Origin of the sequence: Stenotrophomonas sp. FR010, from assembly GCF_047520755.2 — a bacterium.
Lineage (GTDB): Bacteria > Pseudomonadota > Gammaproteobacteria > Xanthomonadales > Xanthomonadaceae > Stenotrophomonas > Stenotrophomonas sepilia.
The window spans coordinates 1-20,856 of the sequence record NZ_JAXBQT020000015.1; the positions used below are offsets into that span (position 1 = coordinate 1).

The following is a 20,856-nucleotide window of genomic DNA, read 5'->3' on the forward strand; positions in this document are numbered from 1 at the left end:
TAGTGCGGGCCGCTGGCCGGCAATGGCCGTACCCGCATTGTCGCGACGTTGCCGGCCAGCGGCCGGCACTACCTGTTGGCCGGGCCTTAGAGCTCGCCGTTGCGGCGTGCCTTGCGTTGGCGGTCGATGCGGAAGATGTAGCGCTGGATGGCGCTGTCAGCGCCGCGCGGCAGGCTGTCGAAGCGCATGCCCACGCGCTTGACCTCGATGCCGTTGGGCTGGCGCTGGGGCAACAGGTTGCAGACCACCAGCGCGATGTCCAGGTCGGGGCCGTCCGGCAGCGACAGCTGCGCCGGATAGCGCTTCTGCAGACCAAATACCGCGCAGTCATTGGGCACCACCACGGCCAGGCCGCCACCGCTGATGTCCACCACCCGCATCGACAGCGCTTCGGCCCGCGCTTCGCCGGGGGGCAGCAGCAGCTGCGGTGAATCAGTGACTGGCGTCTCCAGCCGGTATAGTTCGCGGCGCTGCAGGTGCACCAGTTCGTCAGGCAGCGGCGCACGGAAGGCCACGTGGCCGTCGTTGTCCACGCGCTGCAGTTCGTGCAGGCGGAAGCGCACCAGCACCCGTTCGAGCTGGGCGAAGCACAGCAGGTGATCGGCCTGCTCGGCGGCGCGGTTGGAAGCTTCCTGCGGGCTGCCATCGAGCAGCAGGTAGTCCTCGTCTTCGTCGAGGTCGAGCAGCGCAGTGGGGAACGAACGGTCGCGGCCGTCGATGTGCGCGTTGATCAATGATCGCTGGTCGATCAGCGAGCGCAGCAGCTGCCGCAGCTGACGCGGGTTGCGGACCAGGAAGCGCTCGTCAGCGGCGTCGGCCGCGTGGACATCATGCACTGCAGTGTCGTTGCCGTCGGACATGGAATCTACGGTCAGGGGCGGGCGCCAGCACGCATTGGCGCGAGGCTCGATGGGGATATCGGCCTCTGCACCGGATTATGAAGTGAGATTTGCATCACTTTCTACGCGTAAGGGGTCAGATCCCTTTCCTACGGGAAAGGGATCTGACCCCGTGGTTCTGTCAGAACTCCTGCCAGTCGCCGTCAGCGGCCAGTACCGGCTGCGCCGTCGAGCTGCGCAGGGGGCGCGCGGAAGCCGGCTTTGCCGAACGCGCGGCGGCTGCGACCTGGCGGGGTACCGGTGCCGCCAGCGGGCGTGCCGGAATGGCCGTCGTGCCGTGCGATGCCAGCCGGAAGCGGGCCACGGCTTCACCCAGCTGCACGGCCTGGTCCTCCATCGCACGTGCGGCAGCGGTGGCTTCCTCCACCAGCGCGGCGTTCTGCTGGGTGGTCTCGTCCATCTGCACCACGGTCTGGTTGACCTGCTCGATGCCCGCGCTCTGTTCCTGCGAGGCAGCGGAGATCTCGGCCATGATGTCGGTCACACGCTGCACCGAGGCGACGATCTCGCCCATGGTGCTGCCGGCCTGGTGCACCAGGCTGGAGCCTTCGGCGACCTTGCCGACCGAGTCGTCGATCAGGCCCTTGATTTCCTTGGCGGCAGCGGCCGAGCGCTGGGCGAGGGTGCGTACTTCGCTGGCGACCACGGCGAAGCCGCGGCCCTGTTCACCGGCACGCGCGGCTTCCACGGCGGCGTTCAGCGCTAGGATGTTGGTCTGGAACGCGATGCCGTCGATCACCGAGATGATCTCGGCGATCTTCTTCGACGAGGCTTCGATGGCGGACATGGTGGTGACCACCTGGCCGACCACCTCGCCACCCTGCGAGGCGACGCCATGGGCGCCGATGGCGAGCTGGTTGGCCTGGCGGGCGTGTTCGGCGTTCTGGCGCACGGTGGAGGTCAGTTCCTCCATCGAGGCCGCGGTTTCCTCCAGGTTGGCGGCCTGCTGTTCGGTCCGGCGCGACAGGTCGCTGTTGCCGGAGGCGATCTCGCCGGCGGCCAGGGTGATGCTGGAGGCGCTGGCCTGGATCTGGCTGACGATCTGGGTCAGCTGCGCGACCGTGGTGTTGGCATCATCCCGCATGCGGGCGAACACGCCATTGAACTGGCCTTCCATGCGTGCGGTCAGGTCGCCGGTGGCGATCGACTGCAGCAGCTGCGAGAGCTGGCCGAGGTTGCCGTCAGCCACCTGCATCATGGTGTTGAGGTGCTCGATCATCAGCTTGAAGTCGTGCTGGAACCGCTGTACGTCGCCGCGCTGGCTGAAGTCACCGGCGGCGGCCGCCGCAGCCAGGTGCTGGATCTGCGAATTGATGGCCAGCAGGCTGGCCTTGGCCGCGTCCATGGATTCGTGCAGGATCGCGCGGCTGCCGGGCAGGCGGCGTGCATCCGGGCTCAGATTGCCGATGGCGTACTGGTTGAGTACTTCAATGGCATCGACGATCGCATCGAGGTGCTCGAAGATCACCGTGTTGATGCCGTTGGCCAGCTGGCCGTAGACACCCGGGAAATCTTCCGGGATGCGATGGCTGATGTCCGGGCCAGCGTGCATCTGTGCCATCAGCTGTGTCTGCTCGCTGAAGCGTCGTAGCATCGCCGTCATCTCGGCGGTGGCAGCGAGCATCCTGCCGGCTTCGTCACTGCTGGTGGCCTGGGTGCTGACGCTGAGATCACCGCGGGCAACGGCCTGGATGGCATGCACGGCCTTGCCGAGTGGGCCGGTCACTGCACGCGAGATGACGATGGCCAGCGCGGCAGCGACCAGCGACAGCAGCACGATGCAGCCGATGATGGCAATCATGCTGGTGCGGTGGGTGGCGTTGGCGTCGGCGATCTTGCGGTCCATCTGGCCGGCGATGTGGGCTCCCAGTGCCTTCATCGCAGCGAACAGGTCGCGGCGCGCCGGGCGTGACTGTTCGTCGGAGATCTGCCGCGCCAGGACGCCGTTACCGGCGGTCACGGCGTCGCGCATCGCCTTGTTGGCGGCGAAGTAGCGGTCGAGCTGTGCGCTGGCTGCGCGATACAGTTCACGCTCCTTGTCCAGCGCCGGCAGCGCCGCGTACGCCGCCAGCTCGTCATGCACGGCCTTGGCGGTATCGTCCATGCGCTTGTTGTAGTCGGCGACCTTTTCCGGCTGGTCGAGCATGCTCAGCTGGGCCAGTTCGTAGGTGCGGAACTCGCCCAGCTGCGAACGTGCCTCGCCCAGGTGCTGGACCGAAGGGATATCGTTGCCGGCCATGTCGCGCAGCTGCGCGTTGGCCTCGGACAGGCGGATCAAGGCAAAGGCACCCAGTACGACGGTCATCAGGGTGGTGAGGGTGAACCCCACGGCCAGCTTGCGGGCGATGGGCAGATCTTGGAACCACTTCATGCAGGGTGCTCCAGGTGGGCAGAGTGCCGGCGTCTGTGCGCCGGTTTGGGGGTGGTTGCAGAGCGAACGGGGGTGCCCGGTGGGGTTCGGTGACGACCGTCAAGGCGAAATAACGGCGCCGTCCGCGCGGACTTTATGGACGCAGATCACATTCGGTTGCGTAGGGATGACGGCACGAAAGTGCTGGTCTGGCGGGGCTTGCGCTCGGATGAGGTGGTTGCGCGCGAAACCATCGCCTCGACGGAGTTCACAGAAGGGATGGCGTCAGATCCCTTTTCCCTGAAAAGGGATCTGACCCCGGCTGGAATGGAGCACACAAACAAAAACCGCCGCCCCGAAGGGCGGCGGTCCATGACCCGCATGCGGCGTGGATCAGGCGGCCTGCGGTATCCGCAGCGAGCGCACCAGTCCGCCGATGTCAACGATCAACGCGACGCGGCCGTCGCCAAGGATGGTTGCACCGGACACTCCGCCGATACGGCGGTAGTTGTTCTCGATGTTCTTCACCACCACCTGCTGCTGGCCGACCAGTTCGTCCACTTCCAGCGCGATTTTCTGGCCATCGCCTTCCACCACCACCACCAGCGATTCGCTGCCCGGTGCGCGGTTGCCGTAGCCGTAGTACTCGCTCAACGACAGGATCGGCAGGTACTCGCCGCGCACGCGCAGCACGCGGCCTTCGCCGGCCATGCTGCGGATATCCTCGGGCTGCGGCTGCAATGCCTCAAGCACGTAGGCCAGCGGCAGGATCAGGGTTTCGCCGGCCACGGCCACAGTCATGCCATCGAGGATGGCCAGGGTCAGCGGCAGGCGGATCAGCGTGCGGGTGCCGGTACCGAGGCTGCTTTCGATCTGCACCTCGCCACCCAGTGCCTGGATGTTGCGGCGGACCACGTCCATGCCGACGCCACGCCCGGACAGGTCGGTGACCGCATCGGCGGTGGAGAAGCCGGGCTGGAAGATCAGGTCCCAGACCTGCGAATCGGTCGGGTTGTCCGGCACGGCCAGGCCGCGTTCGTAGGCCTTGGCGAGGATCTTGGCGCGGTCCAGGCCACGGCCATCGTCGCTGACTTCGATGACGATATGGCCACCCTGATGCGAGGCCGCCAGCGTGATCGTGCCGGTCTCATCCTTGCCTGCACCGCGACGTACGTCGGGCATTTCCAGGCCGTGGTCGATCGAGTTGCGCACCAGGTGCACCAGCGGATCGGCGATCTTTTCGATCAGGCCCTTGTCCAGTTCGGTGCCTTCGCCGACGGTGCGCAGGCGCACCTGCTTGCCGAGGCGGCTGGACAGGTCGCGGACCAGGCGCGGGAAGCGGCGGAACACCGCATCGACCGGCAGCATGCGCACGCCGATCACCGCTTCCTGCAGGTCGCGGGTGTTGCGTTCAAGCTGGTCCAGCCCGGCGAACAGGCTCTCGGCGTGGACCGGGTCCAGCGCATGCGAGACCTGCTTGAGCATGGCCTGGGTGATGACCAGCTCGCCGACCAGGTTGATCAGCGCATCGACCTTGTCGACGCTGACGCGGATCGAGGTTTCCGCTTCCTGGCTGGCACCACCGCTGGCGGCAGGCGCGGCAGGTGCAGACGGTGCCGCTGCGACCGGAGCGGGAGCCGCAGCGGCCGGTGCCTGGGTGGCCAGGCTCGGCGGCGCGGCGGGACGGATGTCCAGCTCGCAATCGTCCAGCACCCAGGCGAAGGTGTCTTCGATCTTGCTGCGCGGCACCTTGCCGACCAGGCCCAGATCCCACGCAAGATGGGCTTCGAGCGGATCAAGCTGGGCGAAGCCCGGCAGGCGTTCCATGCGCGCAGCGACCTGCAGCGAACCGAGGTGTTCCAGTTCACGGATGATGCGCAATGGATCGTTGCCGCTCATGAACAGCGACGGCGCCGGGGTGAAGCCGATCTGCCAGGCTTCCGGCGTATCGTCCACCTTGGCTGCCGCGGCCGCCGGGGCGCTCGCTGCGGCCTGGCCGGAAAGAACCGCTTCCAGGCGCGCTTTCACCGCAGCGACTGCGGCGGGATCTGCGGCTTGGCCGTGTTCGGCTTCGCGCAGCAGGGCGCGCAGCACGTCCACCGAGGACAGCATGGCGTCGACGGCGTGGCCTTCCAGGGCCCGCTTGCCGGCGCGCAGCTCATCGAGCAGCGTTTCCAGCACGTGGGTCAGGCCGGCGATCGCGTCGAAGCCGAAGGTGCCGGCGCCGCCCTTGATCGAGTGGGCGGCGCGGAACACCGAATTGATGATCTCCGCGTCCTGCTGCCCCGATTCCAGGGCCAGCAGGCCAGCCTCCATCGCATCGAGGCCTTCGCGGCTCTCCTCGAAGAAGGTGGCGTGGAAGCGTTGCAGGTCCATGCTCATGGCAGTGGTGATCCGGAAGCGAGGAGGGGGAGCGGCGCCGGGCGATCAGCCCAGCACTTTCTGCACGGTGGCGACCAGCTGTTCGGGATTGAACGGCTTGACCAGCCAGCCGGTGGCACCGGCGGCCTTGCCTTCGGACTTCTTGTCGGCGGCCGATTCGGTGGTCAGCATCAGCAGCGGGGTGAACTTGTAGTCCGGCAGCTGGCGCAGTTCGCGGATCAGCGCGATGCCGTCCATGTTCGGCATGTTGACGTCGGTCACCACCGCATTGAAGCGCTGGCCCTTGGCACGACCGAGCGCGACCGCGCCGTCTTCAGCTTCTTCGACGGCAAAACCGGCCGAGGTGAGGGCGAAGGACACCATCTGGCGCATCGACGCCGAATCGTCCACCACCAAGATACGTGCGCTCATGCAGCGTTCTCCACAGATTTCAGGTTGTCATGGGTTACGTCCAGGCCCAGGGCCTGGGTGACGCCCAGCAGGCGCGCGGCGTCACTGAAGGTTGCAGTGCAACCGTGGAAGCCGGTGCCCAGGCCTGCCTCGCGGCGGGCCTGCACGAACGCACACAGCACCTGCACGGCGGCCGTGTGGATGCGGGCGACCTGGCTGGCATCCAGGGTCAGCTCGCCAGCCTGGTCCACGAGTGGGGCGAGGCGGTTCTTGAGCTCGGTAGTGCTCTCGATGCCGAGATCCCCACCCAGTTCGACAGTGCTCATCGTTGCTCCGGACAAACGGTTCCGTGATCCATAACGGCACCCCGGTGGGGTTCTTTAGAAGAATCGACGCGGTACGTCGATGCGGTCGCTGCTTAAAAGGGGACGGAGGGAATTAAGTCGCAATCGACCTGGCTCTACTGCAGCTCCCTCGGCAACGGCGACCGCGCAGTGGGGACGTAAGGTGTTGATCCAACGGATCAACTCCTTGCGTCCCCGACAGGCACCCCTTCGGCGCAAAGCGCCGGGTCAGTCGCGACTTAATCCCCTCCGTCCCCTTTTTCTTGGCGGCTCAGCTCAACAGCCGGGTGGCGTCGAGCAGGATCATCGGCCGCTGGCTGACCCGGGCCACGCCGCGGAACAGGTCGTTTGAGATCTGGCAGATGCGCGCGGTATCGGGCGGTTCGATCTGCGAATCGGTGAGGTTGGCGACATCTTCGACCGCTGACACGCGCAGGCCGATGGTTTCGCCGTCCTCCTCCAGGACCACGATGCGGGTCTGTGCGTCGTCTTCGGCGGCCGCGGCGCCAAGGTGCAGGCCCAGATCCATCACCGGTACCACCTGGCCGCGCAGGTTCATGATGCCGAGCATGGCCGCTGCAGTGCCACGCAGTGGCAGCAGCGGCACCGGCAGCACCACTTCCTGCACCTTCAGCAGTTCCAGCGCATAGGCCTGGGTGCCGCAGCGAAGGCGCAGCCAGCGTGAAGTGCGTTCGCCGGCGCGTCGGTTCTGCGGATGCGGGCTGCGAGCCGGTTGGTGGGCCTGCGCCTGCAGCTCCTGCCAGGTGCCGGGACGGTTGCCTGCCGGGGCATCGACGGCGGCGCGCGGCGGCGGAGTGGCGGTGCGCGCGGCCGGGGCCGGGGCTGCAGGTGCAACCGTCGGGGCCACCGGAGCTGCGACCACGGCGGGCGGTGGCGTGGCTACGTCTTCGCCACCGGCGGCCGCTTCGAACGCGGCCTGCAGGCCGGGGCTGTCGGTGTGGGCGAGGCGATGGCTGTCGGCCGGATCGGTCTCGTAGATCACCTCGTCCGGCAGGTCGTCCCAGGTAGGTTCCGGACCGGCGTTTGCAACGACGGCGGGTGCCGGCGCGGTTTCGTGGATGACCTCCTCAGGCAGGTCATCCCAGGTCGGCTCGCGTTCGGAAACCGCTTCTCCCGCCGGACCCTGCCCAGCGCTACCGGAAGCGGCAGCGCTCTCGAAGGCCGCTTCCAGTGCTGCGTCGTCCCGGCTTTGCGCGGCGGCGACGGATTCTGTTTCGTAGATCACCTCGGCGGGCAGGTCATCCCAGGTGGGTTCGCGCGTGGGTGGTGCGGCGCTCTCGAAGGCGGCTTCCAGCGCAGCGCTGTCCCCGCTCGGCGTGGCGGCGATGGTTTCGGTTTCGTAGATCACTTCGGCCGGCAGGTCGTCCCAGGTCGGTTCGCGTTCGGCGACTGCTTCGATCGCCGGGCCTTGCCCGGCGCCTGCGTGCGGCAGCACGGCAGGCGGCGGCGCGACCATCGCTTCGCCCAGCAGTTCGTCCAGGTAATCGTCGAGGATGCCGGTGCTGTTCATGCGGCCTGCTCCGGGGCGCGGGCATCCTCGCCGAGGATCCAGTTCAAGGCGCGCCGGTAGGCGGCCAGGCCACGGCCCGGGTAGTCCTCGCCGGCGCTCGGCAGGGTCAGCCCGGCGGCGTTGCTGATGCGGGTATCGATCGGAATGGCGTCTTCCCACACGCGGCTGCCATGGCGGTCCTGCATGGTGCGCAGCGACTCGTTGCCGGCGCGGGTGCGTCGGTCGAACAGGGTCGGCAGGATCGAGATCGGCAGCAGGCGGCGGCGCGAACGCTCGACCATCTCGCCGGTGCGGACCATGCCATCCAGGCCGTGCAGGGCCAGGGGCTCGGCCTGGGTCGGGATGATCAGGCGATCGGCGGCAGCCAGTGCGTTGATCATCAGCAGGCCGAGGGTGGGTGCGCAGTCCAGCAGGATGTAGTCGTGCTGGCCCTGATGGCGCGCCAGCGCGTTCTGCAGGGCCAGGCCGAGGCCGGGCTGGTTGGCGCTGCGGCGTTCCAGCGTGGCCAGCGCCGACTGTGCGCAGACGTAGTCCAGGCCATGGATATTGCTGGCATGGCACAGGCCGGACAGGTCCGCTGGCGGTGTGCCGAACAGTTCCAGCACGCCGGCCGGCGGCGGGTCCACCGGCACGCCGAAGGCGCGGCTGAGCGAGGCATGCGGATCGAGGTCGATCAGCAGCACGCGATGGCCGAGCGCGGCCAGGCCGCGGCCGAGGGCGAGGGTGGTGGTGGTCTTGCCGACTCCGCCCTTCTGGTTGGCGACTGCCCAGATGCGCATCGGATTACTCCTTCATTGCCGGGGGAACGGCGGCGCCGACGCGGCTGCCAGCCGGCACCGGCGGCAACTTCACCGGTGCGATGGGGGAGGTGGGGGCGCTGGCCGGAGTTGCGTCGGCCTGTTCGGTGACGGTGCTGTCGGTGGCGCCGGTGGCTGCGTTCAGGCGTTGGCCGAGGGGATCCACCGAGTGCGACGTGTCGGCCAGGATGATGACCATCACCCGGCGGTTGCGGTTGCGGCCCTGCGCGCTGTCGTTCTCTTCGCGCGGGCGGAACTGGCCATAGCCGACCATCGCCAGCCGCGACGGCTGCACGCCCTGGTCGGCGAACAGGTGCACTACGCTGGCTGCGCGCCCGGCCGACAGTTCCCAGTTCGACGGGAAAGTGGCGGTGGCGATCGGCACGTTGTCGGTGTGGCCTTCCACGCGCACGCTGTTAGGCACGTCGCGCAGCACCTCGGCCAGGCTGGCCAGGGTCTGCCGCGCATGCACGTCAAGCGCGGCCGAGCCGGTGGGGAACAGGATGTCGCTGTTGATCTCGACTTCGATCCACAGTTCGGTGCGGCGCACGCTGATCATGCCGCGGTCGATCAGCGGCGCCAGTGCGGCGGTGAGGCGATCGGCAATCGTGTTGAGCTGGCGCTCGGCACGGGCGATCTGCTCCTGGTTGTGCACCGACACCGGCATGCGCATCTGCGAGGCCATCGACGGCAGCAGGGTCGGGTCGTGCGAGGGCGCCGGCGCGGAGGGACCGATCTTGGTGCCGGACTTGATCACCGAGGGGCTGTCCCAGCCGCCGCCCTGCACCTGCTTGTTGCCCACCTGCACCGGGTTGATGGTGCGCGGTGCGCCACCGAAGGCATCGGTCAGCGCGTCGGCCATGATCCGGTACTTGCCCTCGTTCACCGAGGAGATCGCGTACATGACCACGAAGAAGGCGAGCAGCAGCGTCATCAGGTCGGCATAGGGGATCGCCCATGCTTCGTGGTTGGCGTGCTCTTCGTGGTGCTTGCGGCGGGCCATGTCAGTGCAGGAAGCCGGAGAGGTTGGTTTCGATGTTGCGCGGGTTCTCGCCCTGGGCGATCGAGATCAGGCCTTCGATGACCATCTCGCGGTCGCGCGTGTTGTGCGAGATCACACTCTTGAGCTTGGCGGCGATCGGCAGGAACAGCAGGTTGGCCGAAGCGATGCCGTAGATGGTGGCGGTGAACGCGGCGGCGATGCCGTGGCCGAGCTTGCTCGGGTCGGCCAGGTTCTTCATCACCGCGATCAGGCCCAGCACGGCACCGATGATGCCGAGCGTCGGTGCATAGATGCCCATCGCCTCGAACACCTTGGCGCCGGCCTGGTCCTGGTGCTCCTGGCTGCCCAGTTCGATTTCCAGCATGTGCCGCATGGATTCGGGCTCGACGCCGTCCACCAGTAGCTGCAGGCCCTTGCGCAGGAACGGGTCCTGCTGTGCTTCCACCTGCGATTCCAGGCCCAGCAGGCCCTGGCGGCGGGCGATGTTGCTCCACTCGACGATCTGCTGGATCAGCTCGCGGCGGTCGCTGTGCGGTGGACGCACGACCCAGCGCACGATGCTGAACGCGTGCTTGAACACCGCCGGCGAGGTGTGCAGCAGGATCGCGGCGACGGTGCCGACGATGACGATCACAAACGCCGCAGGCGACCACAGCGACGCCAGGCCGGCGCCCTTGAGGATGCTGCCGCCGACCAGCGAGGCCAGGGCGAGAAAGAGTCCAATGAGGCTGAGTCTATCCATGGATCCGGTATCGGCTTGTATGAATGGGACTTGAGACACCGGTACAGGCTACTGGTGCGACTTCACGGTTTTACGGGTTCAGCAAGCGGGTCAGTCGTGCGGGCTGCGCAGGCCGTCCACATCCAGGATCAGCGCCATGCGACCATCGCCGATCAGGGTTGCACCGGCGTAACCGCGCAGGCCGCGCAGGGCTTTCGGCAGTGGCTTGATGACCACTTCCTCGCGCCCACGGACCTGGTCCACGACCAGGCCGAAGCGCGCTTCGCCGGCCTGCAGCACCACGATGGTCAGCAGGGTCGACGCGGCGGGCGTCACATCCAGCCACTGGCGCAGATCGACCAGTGGCAGCGTGTGCGAACGGCGGTCGAGCACGGCGCGGCCATCGAACCAGCCCAGCGAGGTGCGCGGTGCGTGCAGCACTTCCATCACGCGCGCCAGCGGCAGCGCATAGACGTCTTCGCCGGCCTGCACCAGCAGGGTCGGCAGGATCGCCAGGGTGAGCGGCACGCGGATCAGGAAGCGGCTGCCGCGGCCCAGCTCCGACTGGATCTGGATCTGGCCACTCAGTTCGCGGATGCGCGACTGCACCACGTCCATGCCAACGCCGCGGCCGGAGATATCCGTGACCTGCTGCTTGGTCGAGAAGCCGGGCAGGAACACCAGGTGCAGGCACTCCTCGCTGCTCAGGCGGGCGGCGGCCTCCGGATCGATCAGGCCCTTCTCGCGTGCCTTCGCGCGCAGCTTCTCCGGATCGATGCCGGCACCGTCGTCCTGCACTTCAATGCTGACGTAGTCGCCTTCCTGCTGGGCCGACAGGCGTACATGGCCCATCCGCGGCTTGCCCTGTGCTTCGCGCAGGTCGGGCATTTCCACGCCATGGTCGATGGCGTTGCGGACCAGGTGCACCAGCGGGTCGGCCAGCGCTTCGACCAGGTTGCGGTCGAGCTCGGTCTCGGCGCCGATCAGCTCCAGGTCCACTTCCTTCTTCAGCGAGCGGGCAACGTCTCGGGCGACCTTGGGGAAGCGCGAGAAGACCTTGCCTACCGGCTGCATGCGGGTACGCATCACCGCCGACTGCAGGCGCGCGGTGGCGATGTCCAGGGTGGACACGGCGCGGTCCAGTTCCTCGTCGCGCAGGCGCGCACGCAGGGTCTTGAGCCGGTTGCGTGACAGCACCAGTTCGCCGATCAGATTGACGATCGCGTCCAGGCGCTTGGTGTCCACGCGCACGGTGTGTTCGGCCTCGGCCAGCGGCTTGGCGGCCGGCTTGGTCGCCGCTGCAGGTGCCGGTGCGGCCGGTGCGGCCAGTGGGCGTGGTGCCGCGATCGGTGCGGGCGCTGCCGCAGCGATGGGCTTGGCGCCGGGTGCGGCGCCACCGTGCAGCTGGTCGAGCAGGGCTTCGAACTCGTCTTCGCTGATCAGGCCGTCGTCGGCCTTCCTTGCCGGCGCCACCGCAGTCGGTGCGTTGCCGCCGTGCAGCTGGTCGAGCAGGGCCTCGAACTCGTCGTCGGTGATCAGGTCGCTGCCACCCGCAGCGGGAGCTGCTGCGGCGGCGGGTGCAGCCACGGCACCGCCATGCATGTCGAACTGGGCGATCAGCTCCGGCGGCGCATAGCCCGGCTCGGTGCCGGAGGAAACTGCATCCAGCATCGCTTGCAGGTAGTCCAGCGATTGCTGGGCGGCATCGAAGTGATGGGCCTGCAGCACGGCCTGGCCCGCGCGCGCGATGCCCAGCGCTTCTTCGGCGGCGTGGCACAACTCGACCATGGCGGTGACGCCGAGGAAGCCGGCGCCGCCCTTGAGCGTGTGGTAGCCCCGGAACACCGCGTTGAGTTGCTCGGTGTCCTGTGGTGCCTGCTCCAGCGACACCAGCTGTTCGCCCAGGCGATCCAGGATTTCCTGCGCCTCGATGATGAAATCGGCAGTGATGTCGTCGGATACCGCGCTCATGCTTACAGCCCCAGGTCCGACAGCAGGTCGTCGGCGTCGTTCTGCGAGACCGCGTGGCGGTCCAGTCCCTTCAGTGCCGGCCCGGCCAGTTCCGGATCGGTGCGATGCTGTTCCGGCGGCAGGCCGAGCGCGCCGAAGCCCTCATGCACACGGCGGACGATGCCGACCACGCGACGGATGATCTGCCCCGTCAGGTCCTGGTAGCTCTGGGTCAGGGCGATCTCGGTGAGGTTGTGGCGGATGCGCTCGAGCTGTGCATCCTGGCCCGGCTGCAGGCCTTCGGCGCGCAGCTGTTCGGTCAGGCTGCGGCATTCCTCGGCCAGGTCCAGGGTGCGGTGCGTCGCCTGTTCGGTCATCGCCACCACGTGGTCCAGGCGTGCGCAGGCATCGTCCAGTTCGCCGGCCTCGCTGGGCACGGTCGGCAGTTCACCCAGGGCCTGCCCGAGCTCGCGGGCCAGCCGCGAGAGGCCGCTCATCATCGGCTGCGTGCGCAGCGCGACCAGTCCGTCGATGCGTTGCCGCCAGGCGGTTTCGTCACCGGACTCCAGTGCGTCCAGTGCTTCCTGCAGGCGCAGGGCGAGGGCATTCTTGTCGACCGTGGTGTCCATCAGGCGCTGGCCGCCAGGCGTTCGAAGATCTTGCCGAGCTTCTCTTCCAGCGTCTGCGCGGTGAACGGCTTGATGATGTAGCCGTTCACCCCGTTCTGGGCCGCTTCGATGATCTGCTCGCGCTTGGCTTCGGCGGTGACCATCAGCACCGGCAGGGTCTTCAGCTTGGCGTCGGCACGGATCGCCTTGAGCAGCTCGATGCCGGTCATGACCGGCATGTTCCAGTCGGTGACCACGAAATCGAACGGCTGGCTCTGCAGCAGCGACAGCGCGGCATGCCCGTCCTCGGCTTCGGCGGTGTTGGTGAAGCCCAGATCGCCCAGCAGGTTCTTGACGATGCGACGCATGGTCGAGAAGTCGTCCACGATCAGGATGCGCATGTTCTTGTTCAAAGCAGAGTTCCTTTGTTGTTCATTCCGGGCGGCCGGGGGCAGCTGCCTCGGGGATGTTCATTCTTCGAGGCCGGCGTCGACGGCCTCGAATACCTTCAGCCGGCCGCGCAGGCGCAGCACGGCCTGGCCGTGGATCTGGCAGACCCGCGACTCGCTCACGCCGAGCACCGCGCCGATCTCCTTCAGGTTGAGTTCCTGCTCGTAGTAGAGCGAGAGCACCAGCTGTTCGCGCTCGGGCAGATGGCCGATGGCCTTGCCCAGCTCGCGGCCGAACTCGCTGCGCTCCAGTACCTGCTGCGGGGTCGGGCCACCCTGGGCGACCGTGTCCAGCTCGCCCTGGTCCTCGATGCGCGACTCCAGGCTCAGCACCTGGCCACGCGCGGCGTCTTCCATCAGGCGCAGGTACTCGGGCAGTGGCATCTCCATCGCGGCGGCCACTTCGGTGGCGCTGGCGGCTCGGCCGCTGCTCTGTTCCAGGCGGCGGATGGTGGCCGCAGCATCGCGTGCACGGCGGTGCACCGAGCGCGGCACCCAGTCGCCACGGCGGATCTCGTCGATCATCGAGCCACGGATACGGATCGAGGCATAGGTCTCGAACGAGGCGCCCTGGTCGGCGTCGTAGCTGCGCGAAGCCTCGATCAGGCCCATCATGCCCGCCTGGATCAGGTCGTCGACTTCGACGCTGGCCGGCAGGCGCGCGGCCAGATGGTGGGCGATGCGCCGCACCAGGTCCGAGTGCTGGGCGATGACGTCGTTGGCCGCCGAGCGCTGGACTTCCCTGTACTGGGCCGCGCCTTTCATGCCGCCACCCCGCGCTGCTTGAGGATGCGTTCGAGGAAGAACTCGACGCCGCCGCGTGGTTCGGTGGGCGCCTGCCAGCGGGCCGTGCGGCGCGCGATCTCGGTGATGGCCAGTGCGGACGGGCTGGACGGGTAGGCCTTCACCACCGGCTGCTGGCGCTGCACCGACAGGCGCAGCCAGTCATCCTGCGGCACGCAGCCCAGATAGTTCAGCGAGACATCGGCGAGGAACTTCTCGCAGACGCGGGTCAGCTTCTCGTACAGTACGCGGCCCTCGTTGGGGTCGCGCACCATGTTGGCCACCACCTGGACGCGGTCCACGCCACGTTCGCGCGAGAGCACCTTGATCAGCGCGTAGGCGTCGGTGATCGACGCCGGCTCGTCACAGACCACCACCACGGTGTCCTGCGCGGCCTGGCAGAAGGTCAGCACGCCGTCGGTGATGCCCGCGGCGGTGTCCACCACCATGATGTCCAGCTCGCGTTCCAGCTCGGAGAACACGTTGACCAGGCCGACGTGCTCGGCCGGGGCCAGCTCGGCCATGTGCCGGCGGCCGGACGCGGCCGGGACCACCAGCACGCCGTTCGGGCCTTCGACGATGACGTCGTCCAGCGAGCAGCGGCCGGCAACCAGGTCGGCCAGCGTATAGGTGGGGTTCAAGCCCAGGATCACGTCGATGTTGGCCAGGCCGAGGTCGGCGTCCAGCAGCAGCGTGCGCTTGCCCATGCCGGCCAGCGCCACGGCCAGGTTGGCCGACACGTTGGTCTTGCCCACGCCGCCCTTGCCGCCGGTCACGGCGATGGTGCGCACAGGGCCGAGCGGCTCGCTGCGGGTGGCCGACAGCGGGAAGGTCTTGGTCAGCTTGGCGTACTCACGCGACGGCATGGTTCAACTCCGGGTTGCAGGGCATATCGGCCGCTCGGCGCAAATCTTCAAGGCGAAGTACGAGATTGGCCGCACTGGCCCGGTGCAGGTCGTCCGGAACGTCCTGGCCGTCGGTCACCCAGGTGATCGGCAGGGCGTGGTCCACGGCCACCGACAGGGCGTTGCCGAAGCGGCCGGTTTCGTCCAGCTTGCTCAGCACCAGGCCCTGCAGGTTGGCGGCACCGAAGCGGCGGACCACCTCGTCCATGTCGCCGAAGCTGGTGTTGGCCGGCAGCACCAGCAGGGTGCGCACCTGGCGCGCGGCGCGCAGCCACTGCAGCTGCGCGGCCAGCGCGCGGTCGCGCGGGCCCAGTCCGGCGGTGTCGATCAGTACCAGCTTGTAGTCCTTCAGGCGTTCCAGCAGCTGGTCCAGGTCGGTGCCGCTGTTGGCCTCGTGCACGGCGATGCCGAGCTGCCGGCCGTAGCCATACAGCTGCTCGCGGGCGCCGATGCGGGTGGTGTCGGTGGTGACCAGAGCCACGTCACGCGGCGCGTGCTTCTCGGCGAACCGCGAGGCCAGCTTGGCGATGGTGGTGGTCTTGCCGGCGCCGGTCGGGCCCACCAGCGCGATCACGCCGCCTTCCTCCAGCGGGTCGACCGGGGCGATCGGCAGCTTGCGCGAGATCAGCCCCAGCATCAGGCCGCGGCCTCGGTGCGCCTCGGTCTCCAGCGGAATCTGCATGGCGACGTCGCGGGCCAGGCCAGCATCGAAGCCGTACTCGTCCATCAGGTCCAGCGCGGTGGCGCGCACCGGGCAGCCGCGCAGGCGCTCGTCGGTGAAGCGGTTCATTTCGCGCTCGATGACCTGGCGCATGCCGGCCACTTCCTGGCGCAGCTGGCGGATCTCGGCGTCGTCCTGGGCGACCACGGTCAGGACCGGGGCTGGGGCGAGCGTCGGCGTCGGCGCGGCTTCGACGGTGGCATCGGCCAACGCCGGTTCGCTGACGGCGACCTCCGGCTGCGTTTCGGACAGGGCTGCGGTCGGCAGCGGTGGCGGCTGCACCGCCGGCGCCACGCTTTCGTGATGCGCCTCGTGCGGCGGATCGATCTGGAAACGGGCGCGGTTGGCCGGCGCGACGAGGGCCGGTGCCGGCGCCGGAGCAACGATGGCCTCGGCGAACGGGGCGAAGATCTGGTCCGGCAGTGCCGGTTCATTGACGGCGGCGCGTGCCAGGGTGGCGGCGAAGCCGGTGCTGCCGCGGGTTGGCACGATCTCGTCGGCGCTATCGAGGGTGCGGCCGGTAGCGCCCACTGCTGCACGGGCGAGGGCGGCCACCGCCGAGGTTGTGGCGGCAACCGGTTCCGGTGCCGGGGTGCTGCTGCGGCGGCGGGTGACGGCGGCGATCACCGCGTCGGCGGCGGTGCGCGGCTTGGGTGCCGGCGGCGGTGCGACGTCGCGGCGCGAGGCTTCCAGCGCACGCTGCACCGCGCTCTCGTCGTAGTTGGCGGCGGCGACGATCTCGATGCCTTCCTCGATCCGGCGGTTGGACAGGATCACGGCGTCAGGACCATGCTCCTTGCGCACCAGGTTCATGGCCGAGCGCATGTCGGCGGCGACGAATCGTTTGATTTTCATGCTGTGGTCACGAGGCGAAGACGGCGGGGTGGCGGTCGGGGAACTCGGGTGGTCGGTGGTCTGCACGGTGCGGGTTCCCCTTGGTGTCTGTCTGTTGCGTTGGTTCGAAAGTGGTGTCTGTTTTCTGGCGCATCGGCGGGCGGCGTCAGCTGATCGTTCCGACCAGCTTCAGGCGCTTGTCCTCCGGCACTTCGCTGTAGGCCAGGACCGACAGCGACGGAACGCTGTGGCGGACCAGGCGGGCCAGCGCGGCGCGCACCGGGCCAGGTACCAGCACGACCGCGGGCTCGTTGCGGGCTTCCTGCTTGCTGACACATTCGGCCAGGCTCTGGTGCAGTCGCTCAGCGAGTCCGGGTTCCAGCGCGGCGCCGTTGCCCTGCGTGGACTCCTGCAAGACACGTTCCAATTGCGGGTTGAGGGTGAACACCGGCAGCTCCGCCGACATTCCGGCGATCTCCTGCACGATGAAGCGGCCCAGTGCGGTGCGCACCGCGGCGGTCAGCACGGCCGGGTCCTGGCTGCTGGGCGCATGTTCGACCAGTGCCTCGGCGATCTTGCGCAGCTGGCGGATCGGAATGCGCTCGACCAGCAGGTTCTGCAGCACGCGCACCACCGCCGACAGCGGCAGCGCCTTCGGCGTCAGATCTTCGACGAGCTTGGGTGCGCTCTTGGCCAGGTTGGCCAGCAGGTGCTGCACTTCCTCATGGCCGAGCAGCTCGGGTGCGTGTTCGCGGATCAGGTGCGACAGATGGGTGGCGACCACGGTGGCCGGGTCGACCACCGTGTAGCCCAGCGTTTCGGCCTGGGCGCGCTGGTGCGGCTGGATCCAGGTGGCATCCAGGCCGAACGCGGGATCCTTGCCGGCAATGCCCTCCAGTGCGCCCAGCGCGCTGCCCGGATCCAGGGCCAGCTCGCGGTCGGGGTGGATCTCGGCGGTGGCCACCGGCACGCCATGCACCAGCACGCGGTAGCCGTTGGCCGGCAGTTCCAGGTTGTCGCGGATGTGCACCGAGGGAATCAGGAAGCCGACATCCTGGGTCAGCTTGCGGCGCACGCCCTTGATGCGCGCCATCAGTTCGCCGCCCTGGTTGCTGTCCACCAGCGGGATCAGCCGGTAGCCGACCTCAAGGCCCAGCGGATCGACCGGGCGCAGCTCGTCCCAGCTCAGTTCGGCGGTCGGTGCCGGCGCGGCGGGGCGGCCCAGCGCATTGAGCGCGGCGGCGTCATTGCCTCCCGCTGCCGGATCGGTGGCGGCGGTCTTGCCCTTGCGGTAGACCTTCCAGGCGATGAAGCCCAGGATCGCGGCCAGCGTCAGGAAAGCGACGTTGGGCATGCCCGGCACCAGGCCAACGACGCCGATGATGCCGGCGGTGATCGCCAGCGCGCGGTACTGGCCGAACACCTGCCCGGTCATGGCCTGGGCCATGTCCTGCGAGCGCGAGGCGCGGGTGACCAGCATCGCCACCGCGCTGGACACCAGCAGTGCCGGCAGCTGCGCCACCAGGCCGTCACCGATGGAGAGCAGGGTGTAGGTGGCAGCGGCGTCACCGAACGGCATGCCATGCTGCAGCACGCCCACGGCCAGGCCGCCGAGCATGTTGATGAACAGGATCAGGATGCCGGCGATGGCGTCGCCGCGGATGAACTTGCTGGCACCGTCCATTGCACCGTAGAAGTCGGCTTCCTCGCGGACTTCCTCGCGGCGCAGCTTGGCTTCCTCGCGCGTCAGCAAACCGGCGTTGAGGTCGGCGTCGATCGCCATCTGCTTGCCGGGCATCGCGTCCAGGATGAAGCGCGCGGTCACTTCCGAGACGCGGCCGGCGCCCTTGGTGATGACCACGAAATTGATGATGGTCAGGATCGCGAACACCACGATGCCGACCGCATAGTTGCCGCCGATCACGAATTCACCGAAGGCGGCGATGACCTTGCCCGCAGCGTCGTGGCCGTTCTGGCCGTTGAGCAGGATCACGCGGGTGGAGGCCACGTTCAGCGCCAGCCGCAGCATGGTCGTGATCAACAGCACGATCGGGAAGATGGTGAAATCCAGCGGGCGCTTCACGTAGACCACCGCCAGCAGCACCATCAGCGAGATGGCGATGTTGAAGGTGAACAGCGCATCGAGCACCGGCGCGGCCAGCGGCACCACGACCATGGCCAGCAGGGCCAGCACGATCAGCGGCGCGCCAAGGCCCTGGCGGATCATTTCCAGGGCACGGCGGGTGTTGAATCCGGTGGCGGGCTGGGCGCTCACGGGCGGCCTCCCTTGCCGAATTCATCCACCTGGATGTGCGGGGCGTCCGGCATCGGGCCAGTGCGCCAGGCGCGCAGCTGGTAGACGTAGGACAGAACCTGGGCGACGGCCGAATACAGTCTCACGGGGATTTCCTTTCCGAGTTGGCCTTCCCGATACAAGGCGCGTGCCAAAGGCGGGGCAGAGACGATCGCGACCTTGTTGCCGTCGGCCACTTCACGGATGCGCAGGGCGGTCTCGTCCACGCCCAGCGCGACCACGGTGGGGGCGTTCATAGCGCCGCCCTCGTACTTCAGGGCCACCGCGTAATGGGTGGGATTGACCACCACCACGTCGGCAGTGGGTACCGCTTCCATCATCCGGCGGTTGGCCATCTGCTGCTGCAGCTGGCGGATGCGGCCCTTCACCTCGGGGCTGCCTTCGCTTTCCTTCATTTCCCGGCGCAGCTCTTCACGGGTCATCTTCAGCTTGCGCATCCAGTTCCAGCGCTGGTACGGCGCATCGATGGCGGCCAGCACCAGCATCGCGCCGGCGGTGGCCAGCAGCAGGCGCAGGGTGAAGCCGAGGCCGTCGGTGATGGCCGTCTCCAGCGGGTGGTGGATCAGGCCGCGCAGGGTGTCAAAGCCGGTCCAGACCACCAGCCCGGCGGCGACGCCGACGAAGGCCACGCGCAGCAGCGATTTGGTGAACTCGGCGATGGCTTCCGGGCCATACAGGCGCTTGAACCCGCTCATCGGGTTCATGCGGTTGATGTCTGGCAGCAACGCCTTCTGCGACCAGCGCAGGCCGCCCATCACCAGCGGGGCGACGAAGCTGGCCAGCAGGCAGACCAGCACCAGCGGTGCGATCACCAGCATGAACTGCAGCAGCAGATCACCGAAGTGGCCGAACAGTTCTTTCGGGTTCTGCCGCAGGCTCTGCTCGGGGCTGAGCGCCTGCTTCATCCAGGCGCTGGCGCCGCGTCCGATCGAGCCGCTCATGGCCATCACCGCCAGCACGCCGGCGCCGAACACGGCGGCGGTGCCGAGTTCGCGCGAGCGCGGCAGGTTGCCCTGTTCACGGGCGTCGCGCAGGCGTTTTTCGGTCGGTTGTTCGGTCTTTTCGCCGGCGGATTCGTTCTCGGACATCACGGGCACTGCGGCAGGGGTTGCCGGAGGGCGTGCAAGAACCGTGCCGCTGTCCGTCAGCCGCGAACGGCAGCACTGTGTGTCTGCTCCTGCTCATTCTGGCGTTCGCAGTGCTGTATGCGCTGCCGCGCTATCGCATCCAGAGGGCGAGGAAGATCGTTCAACTGCTGCTGTACAGGGGGCAGCTAGCAGCTACATGAGGCATGATGCCAAGACACGCAGAGAGAAGGGCGGTGCTGAATGGGTTGCAGGATGGGATATCGCAGCAATGAGCTTTGACATAGTCGTTTTGAAGCTGGAAGACCTCGGTGAAGAAGACCTCTCCAATGTCGAGGCTGTGCAGGACATCGGATGTCCCCAGGCCATAATCGCATCATTGGAGTTGGTGTTCCCCGGATGTGTCCAAGGTGCATTCTCGGATGGTGAGCGCTACTCGCTCGAGTCCGCTCTGAACGGAGACCCGGTGAGCTCCATACACCTTACTCTTCGATTCGGTCGAGCATGGTCTGAGGCAGCCAATTCTGAGTTCATGGCCCTGCTTTCAACACTTTGCCAGCGGTTGCAGTCAGTCGCGTTTGCCGTCTCCGACAACTCGAGGATTACCCCTCCCTGCTGAAGCGGACGATCTTGCTCGCGACAACGGCATGGGAGGCCAGGGTTCGTTGAGCATCGGGTGACTGGCAGGAGGAAGCATCCCCAAGATGAAGCTGGATGGCTTGCCGGCACGTCAGCGTTCGACCTGGCCGCTCCAGGGATGACGCAAATGGCAACGTCGACGTTACCGTGA

18 protein-coding genes are annotated in these 20,856 nt (G+C 67.8%); 1 reads left to right on the forward strand and 17 read right to left on the reverse strand.

Annotation, left to right across the window (positions count from 1 at the left end):
* Window positions 1–86 precede the first annotated feature (86 nt).
* The 17 genes from ACM0PK_RS14340 to flhB all read right to left on the reverse strand — a co-directional run bounded on the left by ACM0PK_RS14340 (window position 87) and on the right by flhB (window position 20,069).
* Window positions 87–860 (reverse strand): flagellar brake protein, encoded by a 774-nt coding sequence (locus ACM0PK_RS14340; RefSeq protein ID WP_061480762.1) that lies wholly within the window; start codon window positions 858–860, stop codon window positions 87–89.
* A gap of 160 nt (window positions 861–1,020) precedes the next feature.
* Window positions 1,021–3,270: a methyl-accepting chemotaxis protein gene (locus tag ACM0PK_RS14345; protein WP_414607986.1), complete on the reverse strand. Its 2,250-nt coding sequence runs from the start codon at window positions 3,268–3,270 to the stop codon at window positions 1,021–1,023.
* A 372-nt stretch (window positions 3,271–3,642) separates the two neighbouring features.
* Complete coding sequence (locus ACM0PK_RS14350) at window positions 3,643–5,631, reverse strand: chemotaxis protein CheA (protein WP_414607987.1); 1,989 nt, start codon at window positions 5,629–5,631, stop codon at window positions 3,643–3,645.
* A gap of 45 nt (window positions 5,632–5,676) precedes the next feature.
* Entirely contained in the window at window positions 5,677–6,042 is a 366-nt protein-coding gene (locus ACM0PK_RS14355) for a response regulator (RefSeq protein ID WP_005409521.1), read from the reverse strand.
* Window positions 6,039–6,347: an STAS domain-containing protein gene (locus ACM0PK_RS14360; protein WP_065184917.1), complete on the reverse strand. Its 309-nt coding sequence runs from the start codon at window positions 6,345–6,347 to the stop codon at window positions 6,039–6,041. Before ACM0PK_RS14360 ends, ACM0PK_RS14355 begins: the two co-directional genes overlap by 4 nt.
* 289 nt (window positions 6,348–6,636) lie before the next feature.
* Complete coding sequence (locus ACM0PK_RS14365) at window positions 6,637–7,896, reverse strand: chemotaxis protein CheW (protein ID WP_065184914.1); 1,260 nt, start codon at window positions 7,894–7,896, stop codon at window positions 6,637–6,639.
* Window positions 7,893–8,675: a ParA family protein gene (locus ACM0PK_RS14370; RefSeq protein WP_414607988.1), complete on the reverse strand. Its 783-nt coding sequence runs from the start codon at window positions 8,673–8,675 to the stop codon at window positions 7,893–7,895. Before ACM0PK_RS14370 ends, ACM0PK_RS14365 begins: the two co-directional genes overlap by 4 nt.
* A 4-nt stretch (window positions 8,676–8,679) precedes the next feature.
* Window positions 8,680–9,696 carry a flagellar motor protein MotD gene (motD, locus tag ACM0PK_RS14375; protein WP_065178540.1) on the reverse strand — a complete coding sequence of 339 codons (1,017 nt, stop codon included), beginning with the start codon at window positions 9,694–9,696 and terminating at the stop codon, window positions 8,680–8,682.
* Between the two features lies 1 nt (window position 9,697).
* Window positions 9,698–10,438 (reverse strand): flagellar motor protein, encoded by a 741-nt coding sequence (locus tag ACM0PK_RS14380; RefSeq protein ID WP_049413360.1) that lies wholly within the window; start codon window positions 10,436–10,438, stop codon window positions 9,698–9,700.
* A gap of 90 nt (window positions 10,439–10,528) precedes the next feature.
* Window positions 10,529–12,388 (reverse strand): chemotaxis protein CheA, encoded by a 1,860-nt coding sequence (locus ACM0PK_RS14385; RefSeq protein ID WP_005416421.1) that lies wholly within the window; start codon window positions 12,386–12,388, stop codon window positions 10,529–10,531.
* A gap of 2 nt (window positions 12,389–12,390) precedes the next feature.
* Window positions 12,391–12,996, reverse strand: coding sequence for a protein phosphatase CheZ (locus ACM0PK_RS14390; protein WP_032129220.1), 606 nt, complete (start codon window positions 12,994–12,996; stop codon window positions 12,391–12,393).
* Entirely contained in the window at window positions 12,996–13,388 is a 393-nt protein-coding gene (cheY, locus tag ACM0PK_RS14395) for a chemotaxis response regulator CheY (protein WP_005413247.1), read from the reverse strand. Before cheY ends, ACM0PK_RS14390 begins: the two co-directional genes overlap by 1 nt.
* A 57-nt stretch (window positions 13,389–13,445) precedes the next feature.
* The gene (locus ACM0PK_RS14400) at window positions 13,446–14,189 is read right to left on the reverse strand and encodes an RNA polymerase sigma factor FliA (RefSeq protein WP_053498623.1); all 744 of its coding nucleotides are present in this window, start codon (window positions 14,187–14,189) and stop codon (window positions 13,446–13,448) included.
* Window positions 14,186–15,073 (reverse strand): MinD/ParA family ATP-binding protein, encoded by an 888-nt coding sequence (locus ACM0PK_RS14405; protein ID WP_072166952.1) that lies wholly within the window; start codon window positions 15,071–15,073, stop codon window positions 14,186–14,188. Before ACM0PK_RS14405 ends, ACM0PK_RS14400 begins: the two co-directional genes overlap by 4 nt.
* Window positions 15,060–16,688 (reverse strand): flagellar biosynthesis GTPase FlhF, encoded by a 1,629-nt coding sequence (gene flhF, locus ACM0PK_RS14410; protein WP_414607989.1) that lies wholly within the window; start codon window positions 16,686–16,688, stop codon window positions 15,060–15,062. Before flhF ends, ACM0PK_RS14405 begins: the two co-directional genes overlap by 14 nt.
* A 145-nt stretch (window positions 16,689–16,833) precedes the next feature.
* Window positions 16,834–18,894, reverse strand: a complete 2,061-nt coding sequence (flhA, locus tag ACM0PK_RS14415; RefSeq protein ID WP_172412159.1) for a flagellar biosynthesis protein FlhA — start codon at window positions 18,892–18,894, stop codon at window positions 16,834–16,836.
* Window positions 18,895–18,938: 44 nt separating this feature from the next.
* Window positions 18,939–20,069, reverse strand: coding sequence for a flagellar biosynthesis protein FlhB (gene flhB / locus ACM0PK_RS14420; protein WP_346474971.1), 1,131 nt, complete (start codon window positions 20,067–20,069; stop codon window positions 18,939–18,941).
* A 196-nt stretch (window positions 20,070–20,265) separates the two neighbouring features.
* On the opposite strand from flhB, the gene ACM0PK_RS14425 reads away from it, so the two are divergent.
* The gene (locus ACM0PK_RS14425; protein ID WP_235643019.1) at window positions 20,266–20,685 is read left to right on the forward strand and encodes a hypothetical protein; all 420 of its coding nucleotides are present in this window, start codon (window positions 20,266–20,268) and stop codon (window positions 20,683–20,685) included.
* Window positions 20,686–20,856 lie beyond the last annotated feature (171 nt).

Coding starts and splice junctions, on each gene's coding strand:
- motD (WP_065178540.1), bottom strand. CDS start 9,696: ATGGCCCGCCGCAAGCACCACGAAGAGCACGCCAACCACGAAGCATGG.
- ACM0PK_RS14405 (WP_072166952.1), bottom strand. CDS start 15,073: ATGCCGTCGCGTGAGTACGCCAAGCTGACCAAGACCTTCCCGCTGTCG.
- flhF (WP_414607989.1), bottom strand. CDS start 16,688: ATGAAAATCAAACGATTCGTCGCCGCCGACATGCGCTCGGCCATGAAC.
- flhA (WP_172412159.1), bottom strand. CDS start 18,894: ATGATCCGCCAGGGCCTTGGCGCGCCGCTGATCGTGCTGGCCCTGCTG.
- ACM0PK_RS14365 (WP_065184914.1), bottom strand. CDS start 7,896: ATGAACAGCACCGGCATCCTCGACGATTACCTGGACGAACTGCTGGGC.
- ACM0PK_RS14345 (WP_414607986.1), bottom strand. CDS start 3,270: ATGAAGTGGTTCCAAGATCTGCCCATCGCCCGCAAGCTGGCCGTGGGG.
- ACM0PK_RS14425 (WP_235643019.1), top strand. CDS start 20,266: ATGAGGCATGATGCCAAGACACGCAGAGAGAAGGGCGGTGCTGAATGG.
- ACM0PK_RS14385 (WP_005416421.1), bottom strand. CDS start 12,388: ATGAGCGCGGTATCCGACGACATCACTGCCGATTTCATCATCGAGGCG.
- ACM0PK_RS14390 (WP_032129220.1), bottom strand. CDS start 12,996: ATGGACACCACGGTCGACAAGAATGCCCTCGCCCTGCGCCTGCAGGAA.
- ACM0PK_RS14340 (WP_061480762.1), bottom strand. CDS start 860: ATGTCCGACGGCAACGACACTGCAGTGCATGATGTCCACGCGGCCGAC.
- ACM0PK_RS14400 (WP_053498623.1), bottom strand. CDS start 14,189: ATGAAAGGCGCGGCCCAGTACAGGGAAGTCCAGCGCTCGGCGGCCAAC.
- ACM0PK_RS14380 (WP_049413360.1), bottom strand. CDS start 10,438: ATGGATAGACTCAGCCTCATTGGACTCTTTCTCGCCCTGGCCTCGCTG.
- ACM0PK_RS14360 (WP_065184917.1), bottom strand. CDS start 6,347: ATGAGCACTGTCGAACTGGGTGGGGATCTCGGCATCGAGAGCACTACC.
- ACM0PK_RS14350 (WP_414607987.1), bottom strand. CDS start 5,631: ATGAGCATGGACCTGCAACGCTTCCACGCCACCTTCTTCGAGGAGAGC.
- ACM0PK_RS14370 (WP_414607988.1), bottom strand. CDS start 8,675: ATGCGCATCTGGGCAGTCGCCAACCAGAAGGGCGGAGTCGGCAAGACC.
- flhB (WP_346474971.1), bottom strand. CDS start 20,069: ATGTCCGAGAACGAATCCGCCGGCGAAAAGACCGAACAACCGACCGAA.
- ACM0PK_RS14355 (WP_005409521.1), bottom strand. CDS start 6,042: ATGAGCGCACGTATCTTGGTGGTGGACGATTCGGCGTCGATGCGCCAG.